General features: G+C 47.3%; 2 protein-coding genes (1 of these 2 only partly in view). Both read right to left on the bottom strand.

Going from position 1 to position 13,520, the window contains the following annotated elements:
• On the bottom strand, nt 1–5,283 hold the 5' end (the start) of the coding sequence (locus tag FB479_RS00705; protein WP_142061540.1) for an SDR family NAD(P)-dependent oxidoreductase. The gene continues 6,660 nt to the left of window position 1, outside the view; only the first 5,283 of its 11,943 coding nucleotides appear in the window; its start codon is at nt 5,281–5,283; the stop codon falls past the left edge of the window.
• A complete protein-coding gene (locus tag FB479_RS00700) occupies nt 5,280–13,520 on the bottom strand; it encodes an SDR family NAD(P)-dependent oxidoreductase (RefSeq protein ID WP_142061538.1) in 8,241 nt (2,746 codons plus the stop codon). Before FB479_RS00700 ends, FB479_RS00705 begins: the two co-directional genes overlap by 4 nt.

The following is a 13,520-nucleotide window of genomic DNA, read 5'->3' as shown; positions in this document are numbered from 1 at the left end:
AAAATAGGAGACGCGGTTAGCGATGGAAGCTGGACTTCCCGCAATCGTAAGCGCTCTGCCCAACGCCTGTTCAGCGGACGCATAGAGCTGGTATTCCTCGTACATAACGCCTACGTAAACACCGACATTGCCTCCCAAGCCTTCGTGCTTGCCAAGAGCATCGCGCGTATACCCTGCATCCTCTATCGTTTCATAGACGCACTGCAAAAATAACCGCTCCTGCGGGTCCATCAGCTCTGCTTCCCGTGGGGAGATATAGAAGAACAACGGATCAAATTGATCGACACCGTCTATGAAGCCACCCCATTTGGAATACGACTTACCGATCTTGTCCTTCGCTTCATCAAAGTACAGACTGTGATCCCAACGGTCTTTTGGGATTTCGGTAATACAATCCTTGCCGTCGCGCAGATTTTTCCAAAAGTCTTGTATATTCCGTGCTTGCGGATAGCGTCCAGAAACACCAATAATGGCAATGTCCAACGCTCCATTTTGTCGTGGGGTTTCCATGCGCAGGGATGCGAATCGTTTAGACTTGTGTTTTTTGCTCCTGCGCTCTGTCTGTGCTGTCCACTCGTCCACATTCGTTGCTTCTGGTTCTTGCGTGAGGGGGGCTTCCGCATTTTCCCCCACCCCCAGGATGTGCATCAGGCTTTCACGGTAGTTTTCAAGGAAATACCCTGTTAATTCTTTTATCGTTTGGTATTCAAAAAATAGCGTTTTTGGTAACGAGCCAAATCGCTTTTCCAACTCCTTGGTCATCTGCATCGCCACAATGGAATCGACACCGTATTTTTCCAACGAGGCTTCTGCTTCCATTTTATTGGCTGGCAATTTGATGACGGAGGAAAGCAGTTTTTTAAAATAATGGGTTGCCTGTTCCATCAGTGAGGAGGAATCCAAGGCCTTCTCCTCTTCGAAAGTAACGGAAGCTTTTGGCGCTTCTGCTCCTGATCCAACAGATTCATTTGCGATCTTGCGCGTAGAAAAGCCCTTCATCCGTACCTGGACATTTCCGTTCTCGTCACACAAGTCGATATCAAACTTCTCCACTTTATCTCCAGCTTTATGGCCCTCACTGTAACGAATGAGGGCCCACATAGAAGCGGAGCAAGCACCTACGATCTCCAATTCCTCAATAGCAAAGGGAAGGATCAGCGCAAAATCACTGGTTGCCATCATCAAGCCCAGCGACGACTGTAGGGCTGCGTCGAGCAGACTCGGATGCAGACCAAATTGTCCTTGGGTCTTCGCCACGGAAGAAGGCAGAGACAGCTTCGCCAGCACCTGCCCCTGACCGATCAAAATTTGCTCGATCCCACGATGTGCAGGCCCATAGTCGACTCCCATCTTTTTGAAAGTCTCATAGCATTGTTCAGCGCTGAGTGTGCTTTGGTTGCACTGTTCCTGCAATGCGGTGAGATCGAGAGGTGAAATATTTGGAATGGAACACAACACGGCACTTCCCTGACTGTGTACAATCTCCGCCCTTTGCTCCTGGTCTTGCATGCTATCGCTATAAATTTCAAAAACAATCTCACCATTCGCCTCAGGATAGAGTTCGATATGTGCCTGAACGGGCTCTGACCCAACAGCCAACGGTTGAGTCCAGACCATATTTTTGAAACGAAGTCCTTCCTGTTCTTGCTCCGAACCAAGCCCTCCCGTCGCCAGCTCTATCGCTGCCCGTGCCATCTCCAGATAAGCCGCACTTGGCAAGACACGTTTTCCTTTGATGACATGGTCACTCAGGAAAAACTCCTGTCCCGTAAACGTGGAGCTAAACCGTTGCTCCAAGAAATCGGATGTATTTTGGTGCAAGAAAGGATGAATCGAACCCACTCCTGCGCTGCTGCCAACAGACTTGGCTTCGATCCAGTAAGATTCCTTGGCAAAAGGATACGTCGGCAAACTGATACGATTCGGTTGCTCTTCCTGATAAAGCTTGTTCCAATCGATAGGTAAGCCCTTCACCCACAGATCGAGAAGCTTGCTGTATTTACCGCGTTCCATCCATCTCGCAATCGTTTCTTCTAATTCATCATCGGACGTCAGAATATCCAGCATTTCCTGATTTCGGTTTACCTGACCACGATACAAATCAGCAATATGCTCTTGCCCTTCTACATAAGCGGTTAGTTTTTGTTGCAACTCCTCCATAGAGCCAGCAAGGACAGCAAGACGCTCTTCCATGGCTACACGTCCTACCTGAAGCGTGTACGCCATGTCGGCTAAGTTCGCATCGGATAAGGAGTGTTCTTGGATAAAGGCTACCAACTGCTCTGCTTTCTCATACAACCTCTCCGCATTCTTTGCTGACAAAACAAGAATAGCCGGATTCTGAGGTGTAATCTTCCTACTGGATTGCTGTTGCTCTTCCGGAATATATTCTTCAATAATCACGTGGGCATTGCTTCCCCCTGCACCAAACGAGGAAATCCCTGCAATGCGTGGATATTCATTGGTTGTGCCATTGAGCTCAACGATCGGTCGTTTCCATTCCGCCAACTCTTGCTGAACCACAAACGGAGTCTTGGTGAAATCAATATTGGGATTGAGCGTGCTGGAATGTAAGGATGGCACTAATTGCGCGTGCTTCAGCTGCAATAATATTTTCGTTACGCCAGCAATCCCTGCCGCACTCTCACAATGTCCAATATTCGACTTCGCTGATCCCAATGCACAGAACTGTTTGTCCTGTGTGTCTTTTTCAAAGGCGCGAGTAAGTCCAGTAACCTCGATCGGGTCTCCCAGCTCCGTTCCTGTTCCGTGTGCTTCCAGATAACTGACCGTTCTTGCATGTACGTTGGCACGTTGCAAGGCATCTGCCACTAGCTGCGCCTGCGCCTGCGGATTCGGGACGGTATAGCCATTCGTTTTCCCACCGGCATTCATCATGCTTCCTTTGATGACTCCATAAATATGGTCGCCATCAGCAATCGCCTTATCCAAAGGCTTTAAGACGATTGCGCCCACACCCTCTCCATCCACAAAGCCATCCGCTTGATCGCCGAAGGACTTGCATTGATTCGTAGGAGAGAGCATCGTCAAAGCTGACAATTTCATATAGTGCACGGGATCGACAATGAGATTGACTCCCCCTGCGATTGCACACTCGCTTGTACCGCTGTACAAGCTCTCCAAGGCTAAATGAATCGCTGTAAGAGAAGCGGAGCAAGCCGTATCCACCGACACACTCGGACCTTGGAAGTTTAATAGATAAGAGAGTCGATTCGCGATCGACCAATAAGTGGCTCCCGTCGGATAATTGCCATTCATCACGCCGACAAAAACGCCTACTTTTCTGCTTTCACACAGAGTTGTAGGCGTATATCCAGCGTCCTCGATACTCGCATAGGCTTCTTGTAAAAATAACCGTTCCTGCGGGTCCATCTCCTCGGCTTCTTTTGGAGAGATTTGAAAAAATAAGGGATCGAATTTATCCATATCATCGATAAATCCGCCCCATTTTGTATACATTGCTTCCTTTTTGCCTTTTTCCTCGTCAAAATAGTTCTTCCAATCCCAGCGATCCTTAGGGATTTCTGAAATGCAGTTTTTCCCCTCTTTTAAACGCTTCCAGAATTCATCCACATTTTTCGCCTGCGGATAGCGCCCGGAAAGACCGATGATCGCCACATCCCGCACCACAGATGAAGGCGAATCGGCTTCCTTGCTCTCTTGTTCCCGAACGGATAAAAAGCGTCTCGTTTTTCTCACAGGAAGATCGGTGTACGCTGATGAAGCAGAGGCGGTCATTTCCACATTCTCTATCTCGTTCTGGGATGTTTCGTCAACTGCTTCTTGTGTTTCTAATCCTATTACCTTAATCAATGCTTCCTTTTGCGTCTCTATGAGATGCTCTATCAAGGCATCAATCGTTTGATACTCGAAAAATATCGTACTGCTCATATTTGCAAAATCTTTGCGAAGCGAATTGGTCAATTGCACAACCAGAATCGAATCAATCCCATATTGCTCTAATGGCGCAGATGATTTAATCTGATGGGTCGGTATTCTAAGTGTTTCACCAATTAGTCTTTTGATATAAGCCGTGCTTTTCTCGCGAAGCAATTCCTCGGTGACTCTGCCTGACTTTTTCGCTGGTGTTGTGCGTACAGGCACTTGTTTTTTGACTGGCATCGCCTTCAACTTTTCGGTTTGCTTTTTTACAGGCGAATACGCAACTGTAACCGAAGACTGCCTCGGCTTACTGCTGCGGCGAATAACCCCATCGCTTTCCGCCACAATAATCTGTTGGCATAAATCCAGATGCTCTTCTGCTGGCAAGAAAACAGATCGGTATCCTGCCTTCTTCAACACCTTTTGCCATGTTTCAACCGTTAACAAAGGGCAGCCAGGAATACGCCATTCTGGATCATCATAGCGCCACCAACCATCCAGCAAGCCAAACGTCAAGTGAGCAAACAAGGTATTGCTTGTTAACTCATTCAGAATCAGCAAGCCATTTTTCTGCAAAGCAGTTTTGGCGTGGAGCAAGGTTTGGCTAATATTTTTTGTCGCATGCAATACGTTTGTGGCAATCACCAGATCATAGGTGTCCGCAGCGATCCCCTGTTCCTCAACAGGTTTTTCCACGTTAAAAATCCGATACGTGAGATATGGATTTTCGGCTCCGTATTCCTTTTCGGCGTGAAGTAAAAAGGCTTGCGAAAGATCGGTATAACAATATTCCTCGATATGCTTCTGAAAGGGTTTTAACCTTGGCAGTACAATCGCACTCGTTCCACCTGTACCCGCCCCGATTTCCAAAATTCGAATCCGTGCAGTAGCATCTTGCTCCGTACGCTGCTTCACGTAGGTAACAATCGTATTGGCGAGCACTTCGTTAAAGTAGTCCGCAACCTCGTTGTGTTTATAAATCCCTTCCACCAATTCCATCGAGGAATTAGGGAACATGATCTCTGTAGCTGGAATCTTTCCTAGCAAAATCTCTGGCAGTACACGCATGGTTGCCTCTACCAGAATCACCTGAGCTTTACTATTCGGGTCGTTGAGCCATGCTGTTTTTTCTTCGTCCCATTTTTTCCATGCTGTATCGAGATCGATAGGAGTGGCATCGTTTGCGATGAGTGACTCTCCATCATACGCAAGATATTGGTTTTGCACGAGAACGGCTATACTTTCTTTCAGCCATTTTCCATACCTGTCATGCAATTTGGCTTTGAGTTCTGCTATTGTCTGTTTTTTTACCGTGAACAGCCCGATTGACTGTAGTTGACCATAGAGTAGTTCACTGAGAAGCTTATCCATTGTATTCATTTATAAGCCTCCATTTCAGATTGTCTGCGTTGAGACGAAAACTCTAGTTTGGGCATATCATTCTTTACACTTTCGATATGTGATACCAGTTTTTCTGGATAGATGTGAATCGATTTATCCGGATTTATCGTAAGCATGGCCTGTGATTTCGTTGTTTTCACCAACGCGACTTGATTCATCGCTCCAGCAAGCAGGCTTTCCAAGGCCGCCATCGCTTCGCGAGGTTCTATAGAGCCTAGTCCTGCCTGCGCCATCCTCTCCTGATAATCCTTGGTAGCAACAATGCCTACGTTCGCCCAGTATCCCCAATTCATCACCTTCACTGCACTAAGGCTATGCAACGAAAGCTGGTGCGCGAATATATCTTTAAACGTACAACCTGACGCATAATTGCTTTGTCCAGGCGACTTGGTAAATGAATTGATCGACGAGAAGAACATGACAAAATCCAACGGCTCCCGATCAAATACTTGCGCAATCCGCACGCTTACATCTACCTTTGCCGAAAGTCCGGCACGGAAGCGCTCTTCATCCATATTCGCGAGGCTTTTGTCTAGCAGGACAATCGCGGAATGAATGACTCCGTTCACTTGTTTGTATCGCTTTTTGATCTCTTCATAGGCAAAATACAAGGACTTGCGATTCGTTGCATCCGCTGCAATATAGACAGGAGCAGGTCCAAGCTTAGCAAGCCGATCCACTTTGGATTGAATCTCTGCATTCTTTTCTCGGCGTCCAATCCAGATGATTTGCGCTTGATACGTGCTGATCATGTATTCGCTCCAGACTTCGCCAATACCGCCAGCACCTCCAATCACAACATAGACTCCCCCCTGCCTGTAGGAAGCCTGTTCCCATTGCGGTTGACGCAATGGAATCAATTCCTGGCGATACCATTTCCCTCCGCGATAAACGGATGCATTCCCCTCAGCATCTGGCGGAAGTGTGAAAACCTCCTCCATTGGCCAAGCACCACCAGCTTCCAGATCAACAAGCCGAATACGCCAGTTCGTATATTCTTTTGCCATCGAACCGACTAAACCGTAAAGACTGGCATGAATAGGGTTGACCACATCATTTGGATGAATCGGTTGGGTCTGGAAGGTTACGAGACTCCATCCTAGCTCCCTGGTATCGTAGCCCAGCTTTAGCAGAGCTTTTAGCAAGCGAAACACATGAAATACACCGCGCTCCTGCTCGATGATGAGTGCCTCTTCTGCCAGGTATTCCAAATCAATCCACGGCGCGATCCAGATGATATGATCAATCGAACCAACCTGCGCAAGCTTCACCGCTATTTCATCTATACTTTCTGCGGGCGTAATCTCCATAACAGATGCCTGAGGATAGCGTTGTTGAACAAGGCTTCGGTTCTCGTCATCTGCACAAACAATCAGAATACGATCGCTTCCAAGTGGGCTTTCCGAACGACGGTCCATTGCAGCCTCTTCCCATACAGGGCTCAGCAGCATGGTTCCAATCAGCGATTCGCTTGCGGTGTCAACTGGCGCTTTTATTGCTGTACGATCGGTTTGAATCTCTCTTTCCAGTACCCGAGATGTGAATCCCTTCATTCGTACACAAATCGTTCCTGTGTCGTCACAGAGATCCATATCGTATTTTTCTACCTTATCCCCTGCTTGGCTGCCGTCGCTGTAGCGCACGTATGCCCACATCTCAGAGGTGCACGGTCTGATGATTTCAATCTCCTCCAGAGCAAAAGGCATCACTGGCTTGCGTTTTCCCATACTATCCGACGACATCACGTGGCGGGAAGAGAGTGTCAACTCCACAGATGCCTGCAAAGCTGAATCCATCAAGCTTGGATGCAAGACAAACTGCTCCTCTGAGCCGGTGACCGATAACGGTAGAACCAGCTTTGCCAAGACTTGTCCTGGCCCCACATATACCTTGTCTATTCCTTTATGTCCGAATCCATAATCAATCTGAATCGCTTTGAAGAACTCATAAAATTCCCCGGATGAAATCACATGCTCGCTGCACTGCTCTTGCAAAACGGGCAAATCAAGCATTTGCAACTCCGAAAGAGGAGAAAGCACAGCATTTCCTTGACTGTGTACCACGATCTCGGAATCACTGCCCTCTATCTCACTATAGATTTGGTAAGATACCTCACCATCTTCTTCAAGAACGAGACCCGTATGTACCTGAACAGGCTGATCGCCTACAACAATCGGACGAGCCCATACGACATTCTGTAGTTTAATCGCAGTGTCTCCATTCACGTTCTCTCCTACAGCGTGCTCCATCGCAGTTCTGGCCATCTCAAGATAGGCAACTCCCGGTAACACCCGCTGCCCTTTGACTACGTGATCCGCCAAGAAAAACTCTTCTCCCGTAAAAGTGGAGCTAAACCGTTGCTCGGAAAAAGTAGAAGTGTTCTGATGCAGCATGGGATGGATCACGGACGTTGTGGTGGTATTGGCCGTTCCCCTTGTATTTGCTTTTGTTTCACTATCAAGTACCCAATGGCGTTCCTTGGCAAAAGGATACGTAGGAAGTGGAATACGACCATACAGATCGTTCGCAAACAGCTTGTCATAATGTAATCCATATCCCTGCACAAACAATTCCGCGATCACAGACAGCTGTTCCAAATATTCGTTCGCCTGACTCGTTGCATGCAGATTCTCGATGCTTTGATTTCCGTAACGTTTCAATGCGGTTTGTTCACGATGATCTTTTTCATGTAACTCGGAAACAAAAGCCTGAGATGCTTTTCCTGTTTCCAGCCACTTTTTCAAAAGCTGGACAAGCTCGGCTGTATTTTGAACAATACAAGAGAAGCGGTGATGGAAATGCTTTCTGCCTACTAACAGCGTATAGCTGATATTTCCACAATCCGTCTCCGGTGTTTTTTCACAAAACGACAGCAATTGGGCAACCTGTTGACGCAACTGTTCAAAAGTACGCGCCGACAGCACAAGCAAATAGCCCGGCTTTTTCGCATGACTCCGCTCAACCTGAGGCGCCTCTTCGATTACCATATGCGCATTTGTACCGCTGGCTCCAAAGGAACTGATCGCAGCGCAACGTTTGGCTTGCGGCTCCACTGACCATTCCTTCAGGCTAGTATTGACATAAAAGGGGCTGCCTTCAAACGTAATGTTGGCGTTCCCTTCTTCAAAATGCAGGGATGGCGCTATTTGTTTGTGTTTCAATGACAAAAGGATTTTGATGACCCCTGCAACGCCTGCTGCGATCTGGGTATGACCAATATTCGTCTTGATCGACCCAATCGCACAAAATTCTTTTTTATCCGTATAGGCTCGAAAAGCGCGGGTCAGCGCTTGATACTCAATCGGATCTCCCAGCTTGGTCCCTGTTCCATGAGCCTCGACCATCGTAATTTGCTCAGGATTGATGTCGAATGTATCGTAGACATGGCGTTCCAAACGCTCCTGAGATTTCGCACTCGGCGCAGTAATCCCATTCGTCGTCCCATCCTGATTGATTCCCGAGCCTCGAATGACACCATAAATATGGTCTCCGCAAGCGATCGCTTCCGAGAGACGTTTCAATACAACGACACCAGCGCCTTCCCCCGTCGCAAAGCCATCTGCACGCTCATCAAACGTATGGCAGCGTCCTGTCGGTGACAGCATACCTGCTCGCTTGGCATGCAAATAGAATCCCGGCGTAGATTGAATGAAGACCCCACCTGCCAATGCCATATCGACCTCGCCTGTCCGCAAGGCTTGGCACGCCATATGAATCGCCACCAAGGAACTGGAGCAAGCAGTATCAATCGTGACGGCAGGCCCCTGCAAGTCCAGATGATAAGCAACCCGAGCAGGAACAATGGACTCCATATTTCCCCAGAAGGCTTGGGCAGGAGGATTCTCTCCCACGAGACGATCGTAATCACCTTTGGCGCATCCTGCGTAGACGCCGCATTGGATTCCTTGCACGCCTTGACCCGCATAGCCAGCATCCTCCAACGCCTTCCAGGATTCCTCCAAAAAGAAGCGTTGCTGCGGGTCCATATAGTCAGCTTCCAGACCGGAGATGTTGAAAAAAAGCGGATCAAACAAGTCAATATTTTCTACAAGCCCGCCGTATTGATAGCCCTCTGCATCGTCCAGGCCGTACGCTGATAAATCCCAGCGAGTCACTTTCGTAAGCAAATCCGAACCGTTCACCAAGTGATCCCATAAATCGTCAGCGTTGTCAGATGAGGCAAACGTACCGCTCATTCCAATAATCGCAATGGGTTCAGTGAAGAACGAAGCTTTTTCTGACACGCTTACTTTTTCCTCTGAAAGCACAGGAGCTGCTTGAATGAATGGCTCGCTCTGAATCGCAGAGACGGAATCATCACGCTGCTCGGATAGACTGCTCTCCTGCCCTAGCGCTTGAACAATGACTTCTTTGTACTCAGACAAAATATAGCTTGTAAGTTGATTTACCGTACTATAATCAAAAAGAATCGTCGTCTCTATTTCAATCATCAACGCTTGATTGATCTCTTGTACCAATCTAACGCCAAGAATGGAATCCAATCCATAATCTCTGAAAGGTTCGTCCACATCGATCGAATCGACATCGACTTCCAATGCGGTGACCAGCTTTTCAATAATCATATCCTTCACATAATCCGTCACCTTCTGCTCGGTCACCACAGATTGGCTTGGAATGTTTAGGGGTGCTGGCTGCGATGAGACTTTCCCTTCTGCTTTTCCCTGCTGTACAGTCTCGCGCGCGATAGGCGATACAGTCGTACCGACACGCACATCAGAGTGAAGGACGCCATCGCTTTTTCCAATGACAATCTGTTGTCCCAAATCATGAGCTTCCCGAGCTGGAAAAGAGATCGTGTGAAATCCTTCATTCTCCAGCACCGTTTGCCAGCTTGTCGGAGTTAAGGCAGGAGAACCAGGAATACGTACGTCCGTATCTTCAGACAGCCACCAGCCCTCCAACAGACCAAAGGTCAGATGTAGGAACAAGGAATTACTGCTAATCTCATTTAAAAGAACCAAACCGTTTTCTCGCAAAACAGCTTTGGTATGGCGCAAAGTTTTGCGAATATCCTTGGTGGCATGCAACACGTTAGCCGCAATCACCAAATCGTAATAGCCCGCTCGAACTCCTTGCTCAGCAAAAGGCGCTTCCACATTAAAAATCTGATAGGTCAGATACGGAACGTGCGGTCCATATTCTTTTTGTGCGAACATCAAAAATGCTTTGGAGATGTCGGTATAGCAATATTCTTCAATAAGCTCCTGATAAGGCTTCAGCTTTTCAAAGACAAACGTGCTCGTTCCGCCCGTCCCCGCACCAATCTCTATGATGCGAATTTTTGCAGAAGGATCTTTTTTCAAGCGTTCTTCCACATAGGTTGCGACTGTTTCCGCTAGCACTTCATTGTAATGGTCTGCCACCGGGTTATTTTTATAAATATGTTGCACCAATTCCATTGAAGAGCCTGGAAACATGACATCCGTAGCAAGTCGCTTGCCTGTTACAATGTGAGGCAGAGATTTCATCGTAGCTTCCAGCAATCTGATCCGCACTTCCAAATTGGCATCTTCACGCCATGCCACCTTACGTCGATCCCATTCTTCCCATACAGCTTCTACCTCGATCAAAGTCGGATCGACCACCAGGCATTGCTCTCCATCATAGCCAACGAGATAACCATGACGAGTGAACATCGCCATGGTTTCTTCCATCCATTTTTCATAGCGGTGATGGAAGCCTGTTTTTGCCTTGAGGTCGGCGACATTCACACTCTTGTCCGTAAACCAACCGATGGACTGCATTTGCCCCCATAACAGCTTGCAAAGAAGCTCGTCCATCTCCTTCCACAATTCGGGGTGAGTATTGGGCAAACGATCCTGTCTCTTGGTTTTGGGCAGCCAATAGCGTTCCCCTCCAAATGGATAGGCTGGCAAAGGCACCCGGGTGTATCTGCCGTTTTTATAGAAGGAACGCCAATCCAGCTTGTATCCTTTTACAAATAAATCGGCAAGCGTGGACAGCTTCTCTTTACTCACTTGAGTGGGTAGCGAACGGTTCTCTGCTACCTCTGCCATTAATTTTTCTCCGAACTCTTTCAAGCTCTTGTCTAGTCTTACGGAATCCGTTTCATACTGGACAAAATAATCAGCAGCTGTTCCCGTTTCTTTTACTTCCGCGATTTTTTGCCGTAATTCATCTGCGTCCTTGGCAATAAACATGCAACGGTGCGAGAAATGACTTCTCCCTGTGAACAAGGTATAGGAAATATCTTGTTCGTGAAAACGTCCCGCTTCTTTTTCTAACCATTGAGACATTTCAACCATTTTTTGCGTGAGAGCTGACTCGCTCTTGGCTGAAAACGGGAACAAGTAGTAAGCTCCTGCTTGCTGATTGCTTCGTATCGGTTGTACCATCGGCGCTTCTTCCATAATCAAATGACAATTGGTTCCGTTCGATCCTAAAGCGCTCACACCCGCTCTTCGCGGAGTGGCATCACTGGTATTCCATTCGATGAGCTCGGTATTGATGAAAAAGGGACTTCCGTTCAATTTGATATGCTTATTGACTTCCTTGACGCTGATCGTCGGAGCGATCTTCTTATATTTCATCGCCATGACAACTTTAAACAGACTCGCCAGTCCCGATGTCATCGTGGTATGACCGATATTGGGCTTATGTGTGCCAATCGCGCAAAATTGTGTTTTATCCGTAAACGAACGAAATGCTTCCATCAATGCCTTCACTTCAATAGGGTCACCCAGCTGTGTTCCTGTCCCGTGCGTTTCGATATAGCTGATCGTCTCCGGATCAACCCCTGCATTTTGATAAGCATCGATAATCAATTCTTTTTGGGCAAGCATGCTCGGTGCGGTAATCCCGTTTGATTTTCCCGTCTGATTCATGGTCGAGCCCTTGATGATCGCATAAATATGGTCGCCATCTTCCATCGCTTGCACAACTGGCTTCAGTACGACAGCTCCAACGCCTTCTCCAAACACCATGCCATTTGCATCATTGTCAAAGGCGTTGCATGTTCCATCGGGTGAGACCACGCCCATTTTCGAGGACATCACAAAAAATTCGGGAGAGCTGTGAATCGCCACTCCGCCTGCAAGAGCCATTTCGGTTTCTCCCCTGCGAAGACTGTCGCAGGCTAAATGAATGGCTACCAAAGCAGAAGAACAAGCTGTATCTACAGCAAGACTGGATCCCTTGAGATTTAAAAAATAGGAGAGCCTTGCCCCTAACATCGACATTTCATTGCCTAGCATCGTTTGTGAAGAGATACCTTCGGCCAACACGGATTTCTCTTTGTAGTCTGATTGGCGTCCCCCGACAAACACACCTACTTTTCTCCCCGATAACTGTTCAACAGAGTATCCGCTATCTTCAAAAGCTTTATAGGATTCTTGCAGGAATAACCTTTGTTGAGGGTCCATATTTTTTGCTTCATCAGGCGAAATATTGAAAAAGGATGCATCAAATTGATCAATGTCCTTGAGAAGACCGCCGTAATATTGTTTCGCTTCCCAACCACTGCGCGTTATTGCCTCGATACAACTGTCGCCAGACGCAAGATGCTCCCAAAACTCTTCCACCGAATCCGAGCCAGCAAATCTGCTTGCTATTCCAATGATCGCGATATCCGAGTGGCGAATAACAGCAGGCGGGATTTGGCTATCATCTGCTGCCATCTCTGTTGCAAATTGCAGAGAGATATATTCAGCCAGCTCACCCACCTCTGGATAATCAAAAATAACTTCTACGCCAAGATTAATCTCCAAGTCAGCATTGACCGCTTCTATTAATTCGACCGCCAACACAGAATTAATGCCCAGCTCTATGAAACTTTTATCGAAACTCAAGGTTTCCACAGGTCTATCCAATAGCTGAGCAATGATTGTACCTATCTTGCTCGCAATCGCTGGTGAACCGTTCTCAGCCTGGGTACGATCTGTTGTTGGAGCGATTTCCTGTAGCGTTTCATTCCCACTTGCTGGCTGATATTTTTCGAAAATGTGCGTGGCTAGTTGCTTGGTATTCTCATGATCAAAAACGACCTCAATCCCTAAGTCAATGCCTAGCTTCCCGTTAATCATCTCTACCATTTCGACTGACAATACCGAACTGATACCTAATTCCACAAAGCTTTTATCGAAATCCAAGGGATTCGTCGTATCTTTTAATAAGTCGGTCATTACTTCTTTCACTACGGTTTCTATATCATGAAATGAATGAAAAAGTACCTTCAT

The organism is Brevibacillus sp. AG162 (genome assembly GCF_006715575.1).
In the GTDB taxonomy this organism is placed as follows: domain Bacteria; phylum Bacillota; class Bacilli; order Brevibacillales; family Brevibacillaceae; genus Brevibacillus; species Brevibacillus brevis.
The sequence above is the reverse complement of the archived record's forward strand: the minus strand, read 5'-3'. Positions and strand labels throughout refer to the sequence as shown.

Coding starts and splice junctions, on each gene's coding strand:
- FB479_RS00700 (WP_142061538.1), bottom strand. CDS start 13,520: ATGAAGGTACTTTTTCATTCATTTCATGATATAGAAACCGTAGTGAAA.